The 23,152-nt window shown below is 71.4% G+C and carries 4 protein-coding genes; all 4 read right to left on the bottom strand.

The window, feature by feature from the left end; translation table 11 throughout:
- Positions 1-2,120 (bottom strand): type I polyketide synthase (locus tag J5X86_RS48770; protein ID WP_374229501.1); only part of this gene is annotated, 2,120 nt, incomplete at its 3' end.
- Positions 2,121-2,219: 99 nt separating this feature from the next.
- Positions 2,220-8,816 (bottom strand): type I polyketide synthase, encoded by a 6,597-nt coding sequence (locus J5X86_RS48765; protein WP_208523028.1) that lies wholly within the window; start codon positions 8,814-8,816, stop codon positions 2,220-2,222.
- Positions 8,817-8,844: 28 nt separating this feature from the next.
- Positions 8,845-22,071 (bottom strand): type I polyketide synthase, encoded by a 13,227-nt coding sequence (locus tag J5X86_RS48760; protein ID WP_208523027.1) that lies wholly within the window; start codon positions 22,069-22,071, stop codon positions 8,845-8,847.
- A gap of 18 nt (positions 22,072-22,089) precedes the next feature.
- On the bottom strand, positions 22,090-23,152 hold a 1,063-nt coding region (locus J5X86_RS48755), incomplete at its 5' end, for a beta-ketoacyl reductase (protein ID WP_208523026.1).

Below are 23,152 nucleotides of genomic sequence, written 5' to 3'. Positions count from 1 at the left end.
GACCGCACCTCGTCCTCACCCGCACCCACCGCAACCATCGCACCACCCTCCGGCAACGCCTCCATCAACCGACCCCGCGCCGCCACCAACACCGCCGCATCCTCCAGTGACAACACACCCGCCACATGCGCTGCCGTCACCTCACCCACCGAATGCCCACCCACCACAGCCACCACCACACCCCACGACTCCACCAGCCGGAACAACGCCGTCTCCACCGCAAACAACCCCGCCTGAGCAAACACCGTCCGCTCCAACAACCCCCCACCCCCAAACACCACCTCCCGCACCGAACCCGACACACCCCCCACACCCAACTCCCGATCCAGCACCTCACACACAGCGTCAAAGGCTCCCCGGAACACGGGAAACGCCTCGTACAACCCACGCCCCATCCCCACCCGCTGACACCCCTGACCAGCAAACAACACCCCCAACCGACCACGCACCACCGAACCCGACACCACGCCCCCCACCAACTCACCCCGCACCACCGCACCCAACCCCGCCAACGCCTCCTCCCGATCCCCCGCCACCACCACCGCACGATCCGACAACCCCGCCCGCCCACAACCCAACGCGACACCCAGCTCCGCCACCCCCACCTCCGGGTGGGCATCGACGAAGTCCAGCAGCCGCCGCGCCTGGGCCCGCAAGGCCGCGTCACCCCGCCCGGACACCACCAACGGCACCACTCCACCCGGCGCCTCCGCCACACGCGCCTCCACCTCCGGCGCCACCTCGATCGCCGCTTCCGGAGCCTGCTCCAGAATCACGTGGGCGTTCGTCCCGCTCACCCCGAACCCCGACACCCCGGCCCGGCGCGGACGACCCACCTCCGGCCACACCCGCCCCTCGGTCAGCAGCTCCACCGCACCCGCCGACCAATCCACCTGCCGCGACGGCTCATCCACATGCAACGTCCTCGGCAACACCCCACACCGCAACGCCAACACCATCTTGATGACACCGGCCACGCCCGCCGCTCCCTGCGTGTGGCCGATGTTGGACTTGAGCGAGCCGAGCCACAGCGGACGGTCCTCCGGTCGCCCCTGGCCGTATGTGGCCAGCAGCGCCTGCGCCTCGATCGGGTCGCCCAGCGCCGTGCCCGTCCCATGGGCCTCCACCGCGTCCACCTCGGAGGCGGTGAGGCGCGCATGGGCCAGCGCCTGCCGGATGACACGCTGCTGCGAGGGACCATTCGGCGCCGTCAGACCATTCGACGCACCATCCTGGTTCACCGCACTGCTCCGCACCACCGCCAGCACCCGATGACCGTTCCGCTCCGCGTCCGACAGCCGCTCCAGCAGCAGCACTCCGGCGCCCTCGGAGAAGCCGGTGCCGTCCGCCGCCGCGGCGAATGCCTTGCAGCGTGCGTCGGCGGCGAGGCCGCGCTGGCGTGAGAAGCCGATGAACGCCCGGGGGGTGCCCAGGACGGTGACGCCACCGGCCAGCGCCATCGAGCAGTCTCCCGCCCGCAGGGCCCGCGCCGCCAGGTGGAGGGCCACCAGGGACGCGGAGCACGCGGTGTCGACCGTGACGGCGGGGCCCTCGAACCCGAAGGTGTAGGAGATCCGGCCCGACAGCACACTCCCGGCGTCGGAGGTCATCAGATAGCTCTCCAGGGCCTCGGGCAGCTCCGGCAGCCCGGCGCCGTAGTCACTGCCCGCGAACCCGGAGAAGACACCGACGTCCTTGCCGCGCCACGCAGTCGGGTCGATTCCGGCCCGTTCGAACGCCTCCCAGGAGAGCTCGAGCATGATGCGCTGTTGCGGATCCATTGTGATCGCCTCGCGCGGGGAGATCCCGAAGAAGCCCGCGTCGAACTCCCCCGCGTCGTGCAGAAATCCGCCCTCGTGTACGTAGCTGGTGCCCCGGTGGTCGGGGTCCGGGTGGAACAGGTGCGCCAGATCCCAGCCGCGGTTCACCGGGAAGCCGGTGGTGCCGTCCCGCCCTTGCAGAACCAGGTCCCACAGCTGCTCCGGGGAGGACACTCCGCCTGGAAGCCGGCAGGCCATCGCGACGATCGCGATCGGCTCCGACTTCTCCGCCTCCAGCTCGCGGACCCGCTTCTGGGAACGGCGGGCGTCCGCCAGCACGCGCTTGAGGTACTCGCGCAGCTTCCCGTCATCTGCCATGAGCGTTCACTCCTGAAGGAAACGGTGGCGTCTGCTGGAGGGTCGGCGGGGCGCGGTGTGCCGTCGCGCGGGGCCCGGCGGTCACGATGTGCCGAATTCCCGGTCGATGAGCTCGAACATGGCTTCGTCGGTCGCGGTGTCCACGTCGAACTCCTCGTCGTCGTCGGCGGTTGCGGCGCCTTCCGTGGTCTCCCACTGCTCGACCAGCAGTTGGAGGCGGGCCAGCACCGTGGCGTGGGTCGTGGCGTCGGGGGTCACGTCGGCCAGGGTCGCGGCCACGGTGTCGAGCTCGGCCATCAGCACCTCGGAGGTGTCGACCTCCTGGCCCAGTTCGGCCAGCAGATAGCGGGCGAGTGACACAGGGGCGGGATGGTCGAAGATGAGCGTGGCCGGCAGCCGTACCCCGGCGCGGCGGGAGAGCCGGTTGCGCAGTTCCACGGCGGTGAGCGAGTCGAAGCCGATCTCCTTGAAGGGCTGGTTCGGTTCGATGAGGTCGGCCGAGGCGTGGCCGAGGACGGCGGCGGCCTCCTGCTGGACCAGGTCGAGCAGGATCTTCTCCTGCTGGCCGGCGGTTGCCCGGGCCAGCCTGCTCACCAGGTCGTCCGTGTCCGCCGCCGCGTTGTCGACGGCCCGGCGGGGGGCTCGGACGAGGGCGCGCAGCAGTGCGGGCAGCGAGCCGGATCCGGCCAGGGCGCGCAGTGCGGCGAAGTCCATGTGGGCGGGGACCAGTACGGTGTCGGGGCCGCGCAGCGCGGTGTCGAACAGCTCCATGCCCTCGGGTACGGAGAGGCCGAGCATGCCGCCCTTGGCCATGCGCCGCTGGTCGGAGTCGTCCAGGTGTGCGCTCATGTCGGTGACCTGCCCCCACAGGCCCCAGGCGAGCGAGGTGGCGGGCAGACCCCTGGCGAGGCGGTAGCGGGCCAGTGCGTCGAGGAAGGCGTTGGCGGCGGAGTAGTTGCCCTGGCCGGGAGAGTCGAAGGTGCCCGCGCCGGAGGAGAAGAGGAGGAACGTGGCGAGGTCGAGGTCGCGGGTCAGCTCGTGAAGGTTGAGCACCGCGTCCACCTTGGGGCGGAACACTGCGTCCAGCCGTTCCGGGGTCAAGGTGGTGATCACGCCGTCGTCCAGCAGCCCGGCGGTGTGCACCACGGCGGTCAGCGGGGCGTCCTGGGGGATCGAGCCGAGCAGTGCGGCCACCGCCTCCCGGTCGGCGAGGTCGCAGGCCACCGTGTGCACGGTGGCGCCCAGCGCGCTGAGCTCGTCCTCCAGCTCAGGCATTCCGGCGGCGGCCCTGCCGCGCCGTCCGGCCAGGACGACGTTGCGCATCCCGTGCTCGGTGACCATGCGCCGGGCCACCAGGCGGCCCAGGGAGCCGGTGCCGCCGGTGACCAGGACGGTGCCGGTGGCGTCGAGAGTGCGGGGCAGGGTGAACACGTTCTTTCCGATATGCCGTCCCTGGCTCATGTAGCGGAAGGCGGCCGGGGCGTGTCGTACGTCCCAGGTGTTCAGCGGCAGCGGATGCAACGCTCCCCGGTCGAACAGCTCGGCCAGTTCGCGGAGCATCTCCCCGATGCGGTCGTTGCCCGCCTCGTAGAGGGAGAACGCCTGGTAGGAGACGCCGGGATGGGTTGCTGCCACCTCCTGGGGGCTCCGCAGATCGGTCTTGCCCATCTCCAGGAACCGGCCTCCTCGGGGCAGCAGCCGCAGCGAGGCGTCCACGAACTCCCCGGCCAGGCTGTCCAGCACCACATCGACGCCCCGGCCCTGGGTGGCGTCCAGGAAGCGCGGTTCGAAGTCCACCGTGCGTGAGTTGCCGAGCCGGTGTTCGCCGATTCCGGTGGCGCGTACGGCGTCCCATTTGGCGGGGGCGGCGGTGGCGAACACCTCGGCGCCCCAGTGCCGGGCGAGCTGTACTGCGGCCATGCCGACCCCGCCGGCGGCGGCGTGGATCAGTACGGACTCACCGGATCGGAGACCGGCGAGGTCCCGGAGCCCGTAGTAGGCGGTGAGGAACGCCATCGGCACGGTGGCGGCCTGCTGGAAGGACCAGCCGCGCGGGATCCTGGCCACGGTGCGGTGATCGCCCACGGCCAGCGGGCCGACGGCGTCGGGGAACAGCCCCATCACCCGGTCGCCGACGCTGAGTCCGTCCACTCCGGGGCCGATTTCGGTGACTACTCCGGAGCCCTCGTTGCCGATGGTGGCGTCGACCCTGTTCATGTCGAGGGCGACGAGCACGTCCAGGAAGTTCAGCCCGGCCGCCCGTACCTCGATCCGGACCTGACCGGCTGCCAGCGGCTCCAGCGCGGCGGGCTCGGGGCGCAGGGCCAGACCTTCGAGGGTGCCATCCGTGCCGGGCTCGAGCCGCCAGGCCGCCGTGCCCGCGGGTAGGGCCAGCGCGCCGGTGGTGTCCGCGCGGGCCAGTCGACGGGCGTAGCGGATGCCGTCACGCAGGGCCAGTTGCGGCTCTTCCACGGTGAACACGCCGGACAGCAGGGCCAGGGACGCCTGGGCCCGGTCGGTGTCGACCAGGGTGATGCGTCCGGGGTTCTCGGCCTGGGCGGACCTCAGCAGACCGCATACGGCGGCGGCGGCGGGGTCGGTCAGCTCCCGGTCGTGGTGCACGGCCACCGCGCCGTGGGTGAGCACGAGCAGCCGGGTGTCCTCCAGTTCGGGTGCGGCCAGCCAGGTCTGCAGCAGTTCCAGCACTCGGCCGGTGGCCTCTCGTACGCCGCTCGCGCTCGGTTCCTCGTCGTCGCCGGCCAGGTTCGGGAGCAACGTGTCGGGCGTCAGGTCCAGGAGCAGTGCCTCGGGCACGCCCAGGTCGGCGGTCTCGGCCAGTTCCCGGATGTCCTCGGCGGTCGCTACCGGTACGGGGTGCGGTGTGTCCGCTGTGGTGTCGGCCACGGCCGCCGGAAGCTCGTCCCAGCCGACGCGGAACATCCGCTCCCGGGCGGGGGAGGTGCCGGTGTCCAGCAGTTCGGTGGCCACCGGCCGGGACACCACCGATCCGACGGCGGCGACGGTCGCGCCGCCGGTGTCCGCCAGCTGAAGCGCCACCTCCTCGGGGCCGTTCGGCGTGATGCGGACGCGCAGAGCGGACGCTCCGGCGGCGTGCAGGGCGACGTCACGGTAGGCGAAGGGCAGCGCCAGCGTGGCCTGCTCGGCGCCGAGGTCGCGGAAGGCGATCGCGTGCATGGCGGAGTCGAGCAGCACCGGGTGCAGGCCGAAGCCGTCCGCCGAGAGCCCCTGGTCCTCGGCCAGTGCGACCTCGGCGAACACCTCCTCGCCCCGGGTCCAGACCGCGCGCAGCCCCCGGAAGGCCGGTCCGTAGCCGTATCCGGCGGCGGCCATGTCCTCGTACGCCTCCGACACCCGCTCCGGGTCCACCGGGGCCGCCCCGGCCGGTGGCCATTGGGTGAGGCCGGTGTCCGGCGGGGTGGTTACGGCGGCCGGGGCCAGGACGCCGGTGGCGTGCCGCGTCCAGGCCGCCCCCGGTCCGCTTCCCTCCGGGCGGGAGCGCACGGAGAGCGGGCGCCGCCCGGCGTCTCCCGCCTCGCCCACGAACACCTGCAGGCGGGCGCCGTCGCCCTCGGCCAGGGTGAGCGGTGCCTCGATGACGAGTTCCTCCACCACACCACAGCCGACCTCGTCACCGGCGCGCACCGCCAGCTCCACGAACGCCGCCCCGGGCAGCAACACCGTGCCCGCCGCCGCGTGGTCGGCCAGCCATGGATGCGTACGCAGCGACAGCCGGGAGGTGAACAGCACACCGCCGGACTCGGGGAATTCGGTGACCGCGCCCAGCAGGGGGTGCTGGGCCGGTTCGAGGCCGAGCCCGGCCGCGTCGCCGAAGGTCTCGGTCGACTCGAGCCAGTAGTGCTGGTGTTGGAAGGCGTACGTGGGCAGCTCGACCCGGCGCGGGTCCGAACCGGCGAACACCGTCGACCAGTCCACCGGCAGCCCGCCCACATGGCCCTCGGAGAGGGAGGCCAGGAACCGCCGCGCACCGCCCTCGTCGCGTCGCAGCGAGCCCACGGCCACCGCGTCGGCCCCGGCGTCCTCGAACATCTGCTGCAGGGCCGTCACCAGCACGGGATGGGCGCTGGACTCGACGAAGAAGCCGAATCCGTCGGCGAGGAGTTCGCGCACGGCGCCCTCGAAGTTCACCGGCCGGCGTGCGTTGCGGAACCAGTACTCGGCATCCAGTTCGCCGGTGTCGAGCACACCGCCGGTGACCGTCGAGTAGAACGGGATGTGTCCGCGGCGCGGGGTGATCTCGGCGAACATGGCGAGGATGCGGTCCCGCAACGGGTCGACCTGGGCGCAGTGCGAGGCCACCGTCGAGCCCACGACCTGCGCCCGGATCCCGTCGGCCTTGCAGCCGGCCACGAATTCCTCGAGCGCGGCCACCTCGCCCGCGACGGTCACCGCCGAGGGCCCGTTGCGTCCGGATATCACCAGCCGCTCGCCCCAGGCCGCCAGCCGCTTCTCCACGGCGTCGGCCGACAGCGCCACGGAGGCCACCGCGCCCTTGCCCACCAGTTCCTCGGCGAACAGGGCGCTGCGCAGGACCACGATCCCGGCCGCGTCCTCCAGGGAGAGCGCCCCGGCCACATACGCCGCCGCGATCTCCCCTTGGCTGTGGCCGACCACCGCCGCCGGTTCGACCCCGGCCGCCGCCCACACCGCCGCCAAGGACACATGCACCGCGAACAGCGCGGGTTGCAGAACCTCGATCCGGTCCAGGGAGGGCGCTCCGTCGGCCCCCCGGATCACATCGGTGACGGACCAATCCAGGTGGCGGCCCAACGCGTCGTCGCATTCGGCGAACCGGGCGGCGAACGCCGGTGAGGAGGAGAGCAGTTCAGCGGCCATGCCCTGCCACTGCGAGCCCTGGCCGGGGAAGACGAAGGCGATATGCCCGGTGGCCGGCCCGGTGCCGCGGATCACATCGGGTGCGGGGGTGTTCTGGGCCAGTGCGGTCAGGCCGCGCAGCGCACCGTCCCGGTCCGCGGCAAGCACCACGCCACGCTGCTCCAGCGCCGCGCGCCCAGAGGCCAGCGACCAGCCGAGGTCCGGCAGGGCCACCGCGGGGCGTTCGTCCAGGAACGACAGCAGGCGCTGGGCCTGAGCGCGCAGTCCCGACTCGCCCCGCCCGGACACCAGAAGCGGCACCGGGGCATCGTGGCCATCGTCGAACACCGGCGGCCTCGGCAACGACGGCGCCGGATCGGTGGCGGCGGTGGTCGTACCGTTTTCGGCAGCCGAGCCGGGCTCGGTGGGCTGGGGAGCCGGGGCCTCTTCGAGGATCACATGGGCGTTGGTGCCGCTGATGCCGAAGCCCGATACGGCGGCCCGGCGCGGCCGTTCCGTCTCCGGCCATGGCTGTTCGCCGGTCAGGAGCTCCACGGCGCCGGCCGACCAGTCCACCTGCGGCGTGGGCGCGTCCACATGCAGGGTGCGCGGCAGCAGGCCGTGCCGCATCGCCATCACCATCTTGATCACACCCGCGGCCCCGGCGGCCGCCTGGGTGTGGCCGATGTTCGACTTCACCGACCCCAGCCACAGCGGACGGTCGCGGTCCCGGCCGTACGTGGCCAGCAGGGCCTGCGCCTCGATGGGGTCGCCCAGCGCCGTACCCGTGCCGTGTGCCTCCACCACGTCCACCTCGGCGGCCGACAGCCGCGCGCTGGTCAGCGCCCGGCGGATGACGCGCCGCTGTGAGGGGCCGTTCGGTGCCGTGAGGCCGTTGGACGCACCGTCCTGGTTCACCGCCGAGCCGCGCACCACCGCCAGCACCGGGTGTCCCGCGCTGACGGCGTCGGACAGGCGCTCCAGGAGAAGCACACCGGCGCCTTCGGAGAACCCGGTGCCGTCCGCCGAGGCCGCGAACGCCTTGCACCGGCCGTCGGGGGCCAGTCCGCGCTGCCGGGAGAAACCCACGAAGGCGTCGGAGGCCGCCATCACGGTGACCCCACCGGCCAGCGCCATCGAGCACTCCCCCGCCCGCAGCGCCTGCGCCGCCAAATGCAACGCCACCAGCGACGAGGAGCACGCCGTGTCGATCGTCACGGCGGGGCCTTCGAGGCCGAGTGCGTAGGAGACCCGTCCCGACAGCACGCTGCCCGCGCCTCCGGTGAGGATGAAGCCCTCCAGCCCTTCGGGGACCTCGGCGAGACCGGCGCCGTAGTCGTGGAACGCGATACCGGAGTAGACACCGACGTCCTTGCCCCGCTTGGTGGTCGGGTCGATCCCGGCGCGCTCGAACACCTCCCAGGACAGCTCCAGCATGATCCGCTGCTGGGGGTCCATCGCGATGGCCTCGCGGGGCGAGATGCCGAAGAAGCCCGCGTCGAACTCACCGGCGTCGTGCAGGAAACCCCCTTCCGTGGCATAGCTGGTGCCGGGGTGGTCCGGATCGGGATGGAAGAGGTTGTCCAGGTCCCAGCCGCGGTTCACCGGAAAGCCGGAGATGCCGTCACCGCCGGTGGACACCAGCTCCCACAGCTCCTCCGGTGTGCTCACCCCGCCCGGCAGCCGGCAGGCCATCCCGACGATGGCGATGGGAGCGGAGGTGGCCGCGACCGCCTTGTCGTACTCGTGCTTCAGCCGGGCGTTGTCCTTCAGCGAGGCGCGCAGGGCTTCGACGATCTGTTCACTCTGGCTGCTGCTGCTCATGGCTGCTCCCACCGCTTCGAGTGCGCGATCACAACTGGGTTCCGTCGAATGCCCGTTGGACCAGTCCGGCGATATCCATTCCATCGATCAGGTCGAGCTCTTCGTCGGCGGACGGCCGACTCCCGTTCCCCGCGGTCGCATCCGTCCTGGCCAGCGACCGCAGCGCGTCGAGCACTCCGGCCTCGCGGAACCGGCTGAACGGTAGGGAGGCCAGGACGCGGCGGATCTCCTCCTCATCGGCCTCATCGACCTCGTCGTCGCCCTGGTCTCCCAGGAGTTCGGTGCGCAGGTACTCCACCAGCGCGGTGGGCGTGGGGTAGTCGAAGACGAGGGTGGCCGGCAGCCGGGTGCCCAGAGCGGCGCCGAGGGTGTTGCGCAGGTTCACCGCCGCGAGGGAGTCGAACCCCATCTCCTGGAAGGCGCGCTGCGGTTTGACGGCCTCGACGCCGCTGTGTCCCAGTGCGATGGCCGCGTTCTCGCGCACCACCTTCATCAGCGCGCGTTCCCGCTCGGCGTCGGAGCCCGTGGCCAGTTCGCGCAGGAACTCCGAGGCGGACTCGTCGGTGGCCTCGTCCGGCCGAAGGCTGTCGACGATCTCCTGAACGCCCGGCAGGTCACCGATCAACGGGCTGGGCCGCAGCGAGGTGAACGCCGGGACGAACGCCGACCAGTCGATGTCCGCCACGGCCACGAGCGTGTCGTCATGGCGGACGGCGTGTGTCAGGGCCGCCATGGCCGCCTCGGGCGCCATGGGCAGCACCCCACGGCGGCGCAACTGCTCCTGGGCCGCGGCGTCGGCGGCCACACCGAAGCCGTCGATCACACCCCAGGCCACCGAGGTGGCCGCCGGCCCCCTGGCGCGGCGACGCTCGATCAGGGCGTCGAGCTGTGCGTTGGCCGCGCCGATCAGTCCCTGGCCGCCACCGCCCCAGACGCTCGCGACCGAAGAGAAGACCACGAACAGGTCCAGTTCCCGATCGGCCAGGAGCGTGTCGAGATGGAGCAGACCGTCAACCTTGGCCGCCAGCGTCCGGGCCAGTTCATCGGCGCTGGTGGCGTCGGTCTGGGCGATCCGTGCGAGGTCTGCGGTGTGCACGACGCCGGTGAGCTCGGGATACGCGGCGGGGCCGGTGAGCAGCCGCTCGACCGCGTCCCGGTCGGTGAGGTCCGCCGGGCACACCGTCACCTTCGCGCCCTGACCGCTCAGCTCGTCCCGCAAGGCCACCACATCCGGCGCCTCCGGATCCGGCGCCCCCGGATCCGTCCCGACGGTCAGCACCAGGTGTTCGGCACCGGCACCGGCCAGCCAGCGCGCGGCGTGCCTGCCGAGACCCTCCGTACCGCCGGTGACCAGAACGGTGCCACGCGGCCGCCACTCCGGCTTCGCCACGGCGGTGGGCAGTGGCCGACTCCGCATCCTGCGCACGAACGCCCCCGTGGCACGGATCGCGAGCTGGTCCTCATCGCCCGGGTCGGCCAGCGCGCCGAGCAGGGTCCGGGCGGCCCGGTCGTCGAACACGTCCGGGAGGTCCACCAGCGCACCCCATCGGTCCGGCTGCTCCAGCGCCACGGCCAGGCCGAGTCCCCACACCGCCGCCTGTTCCGGGGCGCTGAGCCGGTCCGCCGCGCCGACGCTCACCGCGCCCCTGGTGGCGCAGTACAGACGGTGGCCAGAGCCCAGGTCGCCGAGGGCCTGCACCAGCGCCAACGTGGCCGCGGCCCCCTCGGTGAGCGTCGCGGAGCCGGGACGTATGCGCTGGTCGAGCGCGAGCAGGGACAGTACTCCGCCGATGTCCTCATGGTCCGCCAGCGCGCCGCGCAGCGTCTCGGCGAGAGCGGCGCGGTCCGCCGATTCGGCTCCGTCGAGCCGCAGGGTCGTGGTGCGCAGACCCTGGCGACTCAGCCCTGGGGCGACCTGGGCCGCGTACTCCTCGTCCCGGCAGCCGTACGGCAGGACGACCAGCCAGGTGCCGGTGGGTACGCCGGAGGCGGCACCGGGAAGCGGCTTCCAGGTGACCTGGTAGCGCAGCCGGTCGGCCGCGGACCTCTCACCGCGCTTGCGCCGCCAGTCCGACAACACGCCCAGCGCGCCGCCCACGGCATCCAGAGCGGCGCGGTCGTCCTCGCCGCCGGCCAGATCCAGCGCCTCGGCCACCGAGCCCAGATCCTCACGTTCGACGGCGGCCCAGAACCGGGCGTCGTCGGTGTCGTCGGAGGCGCCGACGGGGCTCTGGTGAGCGGCGGGCCGGGTGTCATGGAGCCAGTAGTGCGCGCGCTGGAAGGCGTACGTGGGCAGATCGGGGAGGTGAACGGGCGGGACGGCGCCGCCGAACAGGGCGCCGAGGTCGACGCGTACGCCTGCCACATGCAGTCGAGCGACGGCGGACAACAGCGCACGGGGCTCATCGCCCTCCCGCCGAAGCGACGGCACCACCACGGACTCTTCGACCGACTCTTCCGGCAGACAGTCATCGACCAGCGCGGACAACACCGCATCCGGCGCCAACTCGAGGTAGGTACTCACACCGTAATCGGCAAGCGCCCGCACACCGTCCGCGAACCGCACGGCGGAGCGTACGTGGTCCACCCAGTACTCCGGCGAACACACCATCTCCGCGTCCGCCAACTCGCCGGTCACGTTCGACACCAGGGGGATCACCGGCGCGGCGAACGACACATCGGCGATCGCCTCCCGGAACTCCTCCAGCATCGGCTCCATCCGCGCGGAATGGAACGCATGCGAAACCGCCAACCGCCTCGTCCGACACCCCTGCTCGGACAACTTGCGCGCCACCCGCAGTACCGGCTCCTCATCGCCGGAAAGGACCACGGCCGAGGAGCCATTCACCGCCGCTATGTCCACCCCTGCCACCAGCAACGACCGCACCTCGTCCTCACCCACGCCCACCGCCACCATCGCACCGCCCTCCGGCAGCGCCTCCATCAACCGACCCCGCGCCGCCACCAACACCGCCGCATCCTCCAGTGACAACACACCCGCCACATGCGCTGCCGTCACCTCACCCACCGAATGCCCACCCACCACATCCGCCACCACACCCCACGACTCCACCAGCCGGAACAACGCCGTCTCCACCGCAAACAACCCCGCCTGAGCAAACACCGTCCGCTCCAACAACCCCCCATCCCCGAACACCACCTCCCGCACCGAACCCGACACACCCCCCACACCCAGCTCAAGGTCCAAGGCGTCGCACACCGCGTCGAAAGCTTCCCGGAAGACAGGGAACGCCTCGTACAACCCACGCCCCATCCCCACCCGCTGACACCCCTGACCAGCAAACAACACCCCCAACCGACCACGCACCACCGAACCCGACACCACACCCCCCACCGACTCACCCCGCACCACCGCGCCCAACCCCGCCAACGCCTCCTCCCGATCCCCCGCCACCACCACCGCACGATCCGACAACCCCGCCCGCCCACAACCCAACGCGAGGGCGAACTCGCCGAGATCCTGGTCCGGTCGCTGATCGAGGAAGGACAGCAGCCGCTGCGCCTGAGCGCGCAGCGCGCCCTCACCTCGCGCGGACACCGGAAGAAGCGCCAGGCCGCCCGGAAGCTGCGGTGCGGATACGGCGGGCTCAGGTACCTCCGAGGGCTGCTCCAGGATGACGTGGGCGTTGGTGCCGCTGACCCCGAACGCCGACACCCCGGCCCGACGCGGGCGCCCCACCTCGGGCCACGCCCGCTCCTCGGTCAGCAGCTCCACCGCACCCGCCGACCAATCCACCTGTGGGGTCGGCTCATCCACGTGCAACGTCCTCGGCAACATCCCATGCCGCAACGCCAACACCATCTTGATCACACCAGCCACACCCGCAGCCGCCTGCGCATGACCAATATTCGACTTCAACGACCCCAACCACAAAGGCCGATCACGATCCTGACCGTACGTGGCCAACACCGCCTGCGCCTCGATCGGATCACCCAACGGCGTACCCGTCCCATGCGCCTCGACCGCATCCACATCCGCCGCCACCAGCCCCGCAACCGCCAACGCACGCCGAATCACCCGCTGCTGCGACGGACCATTCGGCGCCGTCAGACCATTCGACGCACCATCCTGATTCACCGCACTGCCACGCACCACCGCCAACACCCGATGACCACACCGCTCCGCATCCGACAACCGCTCCACCAGCACCACACCCGCGCCCTCGGCCCACCCCGTACCATCCGCCGAGGCCGCGAACGACTTGGATCGGCCGTCCGGGGCGAGCCCGCGCTGACGGGAGAACTCGACGAAGGCGTCCGGCCCGGCCATCACCGTGACCCCACCGGCCAACGCCATCGAGCACTCACCCGACCGCAACGCCTGCGCCGCCAAATGCAACGCCACCAACGACGACGAACACGCCGTATCCACCGTCACCGCAGGACCCTCAAACCCCAATACATACGACACCCGACCCGACAACACGCTGCCCGCGCCGCCGGTCATGAGGTAGCCCTCGGAGCCGTCGGGAGCCGTGTCGAGGCGGCTGGCGTAGTCGTGGTTGACCATTCCCGCGAAGACACCGATGTCCTGGCCGCGGAGCGAGGCCGGGTCGATTCCCGCCCGTTCCAATGCCTCCCACGACGTCTCCAGCAGCAACCGCTGCTGCGGATCCATCGCCAGCGCCTCACGCGGCGAAATCCCGAAGAAATCCGCGTCGAACCCGGCCGCGTCGTAGAGGAAACCACCTCGCCGCGCGTAACTGGTCCCCGCGTGGTCCGGGTCCGGATCGAAGAGGTTCTCCAGATCCCAGCCACGGTCCACGGGGAAATCCCCGATGCCCTCGCCCCCGGTCGTGACCAGCTCCCACAGGTCCTCCGGCGAGGCCACGCCGCCCGGCAACCGGCATGCCATTCCCACGATCGCGATCGGCTCCGTGGGATCGTCCGCCGCCCACGCCGATCCGGTCCGTCCGGTGTCCCGCCCGAGTAGCCGGGCGTGCAGGAACGACGCGAGCGCGGCCGGGGTCGGATAGTCGAAGGCGAGCGTGGTCGGCAGCTCGGCGCCGGTCAGCTCGCGCAGGCGGTTGCGGAGCCGGACCACGTTCAGGGAGTCGAAGCCGAGTTCCTGGAAGGCCCGTTCGCCATCGATCGCCGACGCGTCGTCGTGTCCCAGTACCGCGGCCGCGCTGCTCAACACCACATCCAGGACCAGCCGGTGGCGCTCGGCCTCCGTGCCGGCCATCAGCCGCTCGGCGAAGTCCGTGGCACCGCCGCCCGCGAGCGCTGCTGCCTCCGGCGGCAACCGACGTGCGGGACGCAGCTCACCTGCCGTAGTGGCGTCCGTTGCGGGCCGGTCCGATACGGGGGCGTCCGGCCAGTACCGCCGGTGCTGGAAGGCGTAGGTCGGCAGGTCGACCCTGCGCCGCGAGGACCCTGGGAGCAGCGCGGTCCAGTCGACCGGGACGCCACGGACATGCAGCCGGGCGAGTGCGGCCACGGCGGCGACCGGATCGGCCTGTTCACCGTGCAACGTGGCCACGAACATGGCCGGGTCGGCGCCGTCGCCCAGCGCTTCCTGCGCCAGGGCGGTGAGGACCCCATCGGGCCCCAGTTCCAGGAAGGTCGTGATGTCCCCGGCGTGGAGTGTGCTGACGCCGTCGAGGAAACGGACGGTCCTGCGAGCGTGCTCGACCCAGTAGTCCGGGGAGCACAGCCGGTCGGGGGTGGCCCACTCGCCCGTGACGTTGGAGACGATGGGCACCGTCGGAGGCGCGTACGACAGCCCGGCGGCGACGGCGCGGAACGCCTCCAGCATGCTGTCCATATGCGCGGAGTGGAAGGCATGGCTGACCCGCAGCCGCTTGGTCCGGTACCGCTCGGCCGCGCATTTCCGCTCGACGGCCACCACGGCGTCCTGGTCGCCGGAGACGACGACGGAGGCGGGTCCGTTGACCGCCGCGATATCTGCGGTGCCCGGTTCATCGGCCAGCAGAGACCGCACCACGGACTCGGGGGCGTTGAGGGCGACCATCGCGCCACCGGGCAGGGCCTGCATCAGCCGCCCGCGCGCGGCCAGCAGCGCGGCGGCGTCCTCGAGGGACAGCACGCCCGCCACATGGGCCGCGGTCAGCTCGCCTACGGAGTGACCGGCGAGGGCGTCGGGGCGCACTCCCCAGGATTCGTACAGCCGGAACAGCGCGGTCTCCAGTGCGAACAGCGCCGCTTGGGCGTACACCGTCCGGTCGAGCAGTTCCGCTTCGGGGGATCCGGGCTGGGCGAACACGACGTCCCGGACGGGGTGCGCGGCATGCCCGGCGTCGACCAGATGCCGGTCCAGTTGCGCACAGGCCGCGTCGAAGGCATCGCGGAATGCGGGATAGCACGCATGCAGTTCCCGGCCCATGCCCGCGTGCTGGCTGCCCTGTCCGGTGAACAGCACCGCGAGCCTGCCGGGGCTCGGCACACCTCGCGCGACGGGGCCATCGCTCGGCCCGGTGATGGCGTCCAGCCCGCTCAGCAACTCCGCACTCCCCGTGCCCACGACCACGGCCCGGTGGTCGAATGCGGCTCGTGTGGTGATGAGTGAGTGGGCGATGTCGCCCGGGTCGAGTTCTGGGTGCCTGCGGGCGAGTTCCGCGAGCCGGGCCGCCTGGCCGTACAGTGCGTCGGCGCTCCTGGCCGAGATCACCCACGGTATGGCGGGGATCGCGTCCGGGTCCTCTGCGGCGGGGTCGGTGGCGGTGGCAGGTGCCTGCTCGACGATCACGTGGGCGTTGGTGCCGCTGACGCCGAACGCGGATACCCCGGCCCGGCGCGGGCGTTCCGCCTCCGGCCACGGCCGTTCCTCGGTCAGCAGTTCCACCGAGCCCGCCGACCAGTCCACCTCCGGGGTGGGGGCGTCGACGTGCAGCGTCCGCGGCAGGACACGGTGTCGCATTGCCATGACCGTCTTGATCACACCGGCCACGCCCGCGGCGGCTTGGGCATGACCGATGTTCGACTTCACCGAACCCAGCCACAGTGGCCGGTCGCGGTCCTGTCCGTAAGTGGCGAGGATGGCCTGCGCCTCGATGGGATCGCCCAGTGCCGTTCCCGTGCCATGCGCCTCGACCACGTCCACGTCCGCGGCCGACACGCCCGCGTTGGCCAGCGCCTGACGGATGACGCGCTGCTGCGAGGGGCCGTTCGGCGCCGTCAGACCGTTCGACGCACCGTCCTGGTTCACCGCGCTGCCCCGCACCACCGCCAGCACCTGGTGGCCGTTCCGCTTCGCGTCCGACAGTCGTTCCAGGAGCAGCACACCCACACCTTCGGCCCACCCCGTGCCATCGGCCGAGGCGGCGAAGGGCTTGCACCGGCCGTCGACCGACAGTCCGCGCTGGCGGGAGAAGTCCACGAAGGCGTCGGGCCCGGCCATCACCGTCACCCCACCGGCCAGCGCCATCGAGCACTCACCCGACCGCAACGCCTGCGCCGCCAGATGCAGGGCCACCAACGACGACGAACACGCCGTGTCCACCGTCACCGCGGGACCCTCCAGGCCCAGGGTGTAGGCCACGCGCCCGGACAGGACGGCCGCGGAGACGCCGGTGATCCGGTGCCCCTCGACCTCTTCCGGAACGTGGCGCAGGCGGATCGCGTAGTCCTGGGTGTTCATCCCGGTGAACACTCCGATGGCGCTGCCGCCCACCGTGGTCGGGTCGATCCCAGCCCGCTCGAACACCTCCCATGAGGTCTCCAGCAGCAGCCGCTGCTGCGGATCCATCGCCAGCGCCTCACGCGGCGAGATCCCGAAGAACTCGGCATCGAACCCGGCGGCATCGGGCAGGAAGGCGCCGTGCCGGACGTAAGAGGTGCCGGGGTGACCCGGGTCGCGGTCGTAGAGCGCCGACAGATCCCAGCCACGGTCGTCCGGGAAGTCGCCGACGGCGTCACCGCCCTCGCTGATCAGGCGCCAGAAGTCCTCGGGGCTGTTCACCCCGCCCGGAAAGCGGCAGCTCATCGCGATGATGGCGATGCCATCGTCCGACGCCTTGCCCGCAGGTGCCGGGGCGGCGGGGGTGCTCGGCGCCCCCAGCAGTTCGGTGTGCAGATGCCTGGTGAGGGCCAGCGGGCTGGGGTGGTCGTAGAGCAGGGTCGAGGGAAGCCGGAGCCCGGTGGCCGCGTTGAGCCGGTTGCGCAATTCCACGGATGTCAGCGAGTCGAAGCCTAGATCCCGGAAGGCCCGTCCGGCGGCGAGACCGTCCGCCGAGGCGTGTCCGAGCACCTGGGCGGCATGGCGTGTGACCAGGTCCAGCAGCGTCTGCTCCCGTTCGGCGGGGTCCGCTGACTCCAGCCGTCGTATGAGGTCGGTCCGCGGCGTTGCCGTCCGGCTCACGATCCGGCGGCCCGGTGGCACCAGCTTGTGCAGCAGAGGGATGACCGGGGTGGTGGCCGCGTGGGCGCGCAGGCCCGCGAGGTCCAACCGGGCCGCCACCAGCGCGGGCGCGGCGCCGCGCAGACCGGCGTCGAACAGCGCCAGACCGGTCTGCTCCGACAGGGCGGTCATGCCGAAGCGCCGGGTGTGCTGGCGCAGGTCGGCCGCGGTGAGATGTGCGGTCATCTCGCTGCTGAGCGCCCAGTGGCCCCAGGCGAGCGAGGTGGCGGGGAACCCTGCCGCCCTGCGCTGCTGGGCCAGTGCGTCCAGGAAGGCGTTGGCCGCGGCGTAGTTGGCCTGTCCGGGGTTGCCGAAGACGCCCGCGGCCGAGGAGAACACCACGAATGCCGCGAGGTCCATGTCGCGCGTCAGCTCGTGCAGGATGAGGGCCGCGTCCGCCTTGGGGCGGAGGACGGTGTCCAGCCGTTCGGGTGTCATGGCGGTGACCATGCCGTCGTCCAGGACCCCTGCGGTGTGGACGACCGTCGTGAGGGGCGCTGCGGCGGGAAGCGAGGCCAGCAGTTCCGTCACCGCGGTCCGGTCGGCGATATCGCAGGCCACGGTGCGTACGGACGCGCCCAGCGCGCCCAATTCGGACTCCAGCTCCGCCACGCCTTCGGCGGCATCGCCACGGCGACTGACCAGCAGGAGGTTGCGCACGCCGTACTCGGCCACGAGGTGCCGGGCGAACAGCCGGCCCAATGCACCTGTGCCACCGGTGACGAGAACCGTACCCGCCGGGTCCAGCGGCCGCAGTGGCCCTTCTTCATCCGGCTTCGCGCGCACGAGCCTCGGTACGGATGCCGCCCCGGCGGTGATGGCGATCTGCGGTTCGCCGGTGGCCAGTGCGGCGGGGAGCAGCGCGCCGGAGGCGGCGTCCTCGTCCATCGCCACCAGGACCAGCCGGTCCGGGGCCTCCGACTGTGCCGAGCGCACGAGCCCCCAGACCGCCGCGCAGATCGGGTCGGTGACCTCGCGGGTGACGATGACCAGCCGCGAATTCGTCTCCGGCACGGCCAGCCACGCCTGTACCCACTCCAGCGCCTGCGAGGTCAGCGCCCGAAGGCCGTGCGTGGTGTCCGCCAAGTCCACACAGACGAAGGGCGGTACGTTCCCGTGGGCGGCGAGCGTCGTCAACTCGGCCGGGCTCGTGACCGTCAACGGATCAGAGGTGGCCAGGGCGGATGCGGCCGAGGCGACCGGGAGGGGGCACCATCCCACCTGGAACAGCGCGTCCTGCGGATCCGTCCCGGCGCCCGACACCAGCTCGTCGGCGGGGAGTGGCCGCGACATCACCGAGCCCACGGACCCGACCGCCCGACCTGCGGAGTCCGCCAGCTCCAGCGCCACACCCCCCTGACCGTCCGGGCCGATACGCGCGCGCAGCGCGGTCGCACCGGTCGCGGACAGGGACACCGCGCGGTAGGCGACGGGCAGCGCCGATGCCTCGCCGTGAGTGTCGGCGTGGCATACGGCTTCCAGCAGTGCGGGGTGCAGTGTGCAGCGCTCTGCTTCCTCGTGCTGGTCTTCGGCCAGTTCCACCTCGGCGAAGACGTGGGTGCCGCGGGTCCACGCCGAGCGCAGAGCACGGAAGGCCGGGCCGATGCCACGTCCGCCCCGTGCCAGATCGTCGTACACCTGGTCCACATCGACGGGGGTGGCTCCGGCCGGCGGCCATGGTGCGAGGTCGATTTCGGGTGCGGTGGTGGTCTCGGCGAGCGTGCCCGTGGCGTGTCGGGTCCAGTCCGTTCCGTCCGACCCGTTGCCCTGCCGCCGGGAGTGGACGGTGAGGCGGCGTCGGCCGGGTTCTTCCGCCCCACCGACGACCACCTGGAGCTGCACACTCACGCTCTCCGTGAGCAAAAGCGGGGCCTCGATCAGCAATTCGTCGACGACACCGCAGCCGACCTCGTCACCGGCACGTACCGCCAGCTCCACAAAAGCCGAGCCAGGGAGGACGACCGCTCCTGCCATCGTGTGGTCGGCCAGCCACGGGTGAGTGCTCAGCGACAGCCGCGAGGTGAACAACACCCCGTTCGTATCGGGCAGTTCCACCCATGCGCCCAGCAGTGGGTGCTGAGCACCGGCGAGACCGACGGCGGTCACCTCACCGGATCGGTGACCACTCTTCAGCCAGTAGTGCTGGTGTTGGAAGGCGTAGGTCGGCAGATCCAACGCGGCATGCCCGGGGATGTCGCCGAGCAGCGCGGTCCAGTCGACGGGGACACCACGTACGTACGCCTCGCCCAGGGAGGTGAGCACGCGCCGCATGCCACCCTCGTCCCGGCGAAGGGTGCCGGTCACCACAACCGGTCCGGCGTCCGCCAGCTCCGCCGCCGCCTCGATGCTCATCGTCAGCACCGGATGCGCACTCACCTCAACAAACCCCGCAAAGCCTTCCTCGATCAACCGGTCAATCGACGGGGCGAACCGCACCGTACTCCGCAGATTCCGATACCAGTACCCGGCATCCAACTCCGCCGTATCCACCCACCCCGCCACCACCGTCGAGAAAAACGGGATACGTGACGACACCGGCCGCACCTGCGACAACGACCGGGCAAGCTCCTCCTCCACCGCCTCCACCTGCGCCGAATGCGACGCGTAATCCACATCCACCCACCGCACCCGCACCCCCGCGCCCCCACACTCCTCCACCAACTCCCGCAGCGCCTCCACCTCACCGGCCACCACCACCGACGACGGCCCATTCACCGCCGCCACCTCCACCCGACCCGACCAGCCCTCAACCAACCGCCCAGCCTCCCCCACCCCCACAGCCAACGACACCATCCCACCCCGACCCGACAACCCCGCCGCAACCGCCCGACTCCGCAACACCACCACCCGCGCCGCATCCTCCAACGACAACCCACCCGCCACACACGCCGCCGCAATCTCACCCTGCGAATGACCCACCACCGCCGCAGGCACCACACCAGCCGCCATCCACACCCGCGCCAACGACACCATCACCGCAAACGACACCGGCTGCACCACATCCACCCGCCCCAACGACACCCCACCCCCCACACCCCGCACCACATCCACCAACGACCACCCCGTCAACGGATCCAACACCCCAGCACACTCCCCCAAAGCCTCCGCAAACACCCCACACGACTCCAGCAACTCAGCCCCCATACCTACCCACTGCGCCCCCTGACCAGGGAAAACAAACACCACCCGGCCCTGAGCATCCGCCCTTCCCACTACATCACCACCGGCCACCTCACCTCCCGCCACGGCCGCCAACCCCGCCACGGCCTCACTCCGGTCCCCCGCCAGCACCACCGCGCGTTCCGACAACGCCGCCCGCGACGCCGCCAATGACCGTGCCAGATGGTCCAGATCCACCTCCGGCCGTCGCTCGACGACGTCCAGCAACCGCCGCGCCTGCGCCCGCAACCCCGCACCACCACGCCCCGACACCACCAACGGCACCACACCACCCGGCACCTCCCGCATCGGGACACCATCCCCCGACCGGTCCGGAGCCTGCTCCAAAATCACATGCGCATTCGTCCCACTCACCCCGAACCCCGACACCCCAGCCCGACGCGGACGCCCCACCTCCGGCCACACCCGCTCCTCAGTCAACAACTCCACCGCACCAGCCGCCCAATCCACCTGCCGCGACGGCTCATCCACATGCAACGTCCTCGGCAACACCCCACACCGCAACGCCAACACCATCTTGATCACACCAGCCACACCCGCAGCCGCCTGCGCATGACCAATATTCGACTTCAACGACCCCAACCACAACGGACGCCCCTCAGGCCGACCCTGGCCATAGGCCGCCATCAACGCCTGCACCTCGATCGGATCACCCAGCGTGGTGCCCGTGCCGTGCCCCTCGACCACATCCACATCCGTCGCCACCAGCCCCGCACCGACCAACGCCTGCCGGATCACCCGCTGCTGCGACGGACCATTCGGCGCCGTCAACCCATTCGACGCACCATCCTGATTCACCGCCGAACCCCGCACCACCGCCAACACCCGATGACCACACCGCTCCGCATCCGACAACCGCTCCACCACCAGCACACCCACACCCTCGGCCCACCCCGTACCATCCGCTGACGCGGCGAAGGACTTGCAGCGGCCGTCTTCGGCCATGCCGCGCTGCCGCGAGAAGCCGACGAAGGCGCTGGGGGTGGACATGACGGTGGCTCCTCCGGCCAGCGCCATCGAGCACTCCCCAGACCGCAGCGCCTGCGCGGCCAGATGCAAGCCCACCAGTGAGGAGGAGCATGCCGTGTCGATGGTCATCGCCGGGCCCTCGAACCCCAGCTCATAGGCGACCCGGCCGGTGAGCACGCTCGCCGAGCTGCCCGTCATCAGGTAGCCCTCGACGCCCTCGGGGACCGTGTCCACATCCGTGGCGTAGTCCTGGTTGAGGGTGCCGAAGTAGACACCGACGTCCTTACCGCGCAGGCCCATCGGGTCGATTCCGGCGCGCTCCAACGCCTCCCACGACGTCTCCAGCAGCAACCGCTGCTGCGGATCCATCGCCAACGCCTCACGCGGCGAGATCCCGAAGAAGCCCGCGTCGAACTCCCCCGCGTCGCGCAGAAAGCCACCCTCGCGGACGTAGCTGGTGCCCGGGTGATCCGGATCCGGATCGAAGAGGTTCTCCAAATCCCAACCACGGTCCTCCGGAAACTTGCCGACCGCGTCACCGCCGGACGCCACCAGGTCCCACAGCTCCTCCGGCGTGGTCACCCCACCCGGCAACCGGCACGCCATCCCCACGATCGCGATCGGCTCCGACAGGCCGGCCTCGATCTCGGTGAGCCGCTGCCGCGCCTGGTGCAGGTCGGCGGTCACCCGCTTGAGGTACCGGACCAACTTCTCGTCGTTGTCCACCGGAGGTCACCTTCCCCTTCACTCGTAGGCGCGGTCGGAATCCGATGGGTCCACGATTCCGAACTCGTCGTCGATAAAGGCCAGTACGTCGTCGACGGACGCCGCTTCGAGCGTCGCTTCGATGTCGGTGCCTCCGAGCGGCCCGGGGGCATCGGTGCTGAGCTTGGCCGCCAGAGCCCGGAGCCGGGCTGCGGCGCCGGTGCCCTTGGCGCCGTCCGGTGGCCGGGCGGCCACCAGTTCTTCGAGCCTCGCCACTTCGGCCAGCACCGGGTCCTGGATGGTGTCGGCGCCCAGACGGGTGGTCAGGTGGTCCGCCAGGGTCAGGGGTGTGGGGAAGTCGAAGGCGAACGTGGCGGGGAGTCGCAGCCCGGTACGGGCAAGGAGCCGGTCCCGTAGCTCTATCACCGTGAGCGAGTCGAAGCCGACGTCGGTGAAGGCGGCATCGGGGCCGATACGACCGACCGAGGCGTAGCCGAGCACATACGCCGCCTCCTGCCGGACCAGGTCGACAAGGATCGCCTGCCGGTCCGCGGAGCCCGCCCCGGCCAGTCGTACGGTGAGCGCGTCGGCGTCGTGCGCATGCGCCGACCGGGCCTTCTGCCGGATCCGCCGGGGCTGGGGGACCAGCCCGCGCAGCAGCGGCGGCACCGCCCCGGTGGCGGCCTGGGCTCGCAGTGCGCCGAGGTCCAGCTTGATGGGGAGGACCATGGGTTCGGCCGTGCGCAGCGCGGTGTCGAACAATTCCATGCCCTCGGCCGGGAACAGCGCGGCGAGTCCGTCGCGTGCCAGCCGACGGTGGTCGGTGTCGCCGAGCTGGGCGGTCATGCCCTCGTCCTGGGCCCACATACCCCAGCCAAGGGAGATCGCGGGAAGCCCTTGGGCGGCCCGGTGCTGTGCCAGCGCGTCGAGATAGGCGTTGGCGGCGGCGTAGTTGCCCTGCCCCGAACTGCCGAAGGTGCCGGCGGCGGAGGAGAACAGCACGAAGGCCGACAGATCCAGATCCCGGGTCAGCTCATGCAGATGAAGCGCCCCGTCCACCTTCGACCGGAACACCGCGTCCATACGCTCCGGCGTCAACGCC

This window comes from Streptomyces sp. NEAU-YJ-81 (assembly GCF_017592595.1).
Classification (GTDB): Bacteria; Actinomycetota; Actinomycetes; order Streptomycetales; family Streptomycetaceae; genus Streptomyces; species Streptomyces hygroscopicus_B.
This window is presented reverse-complemented; position numbering and strand designations above follow the sequence as displayed.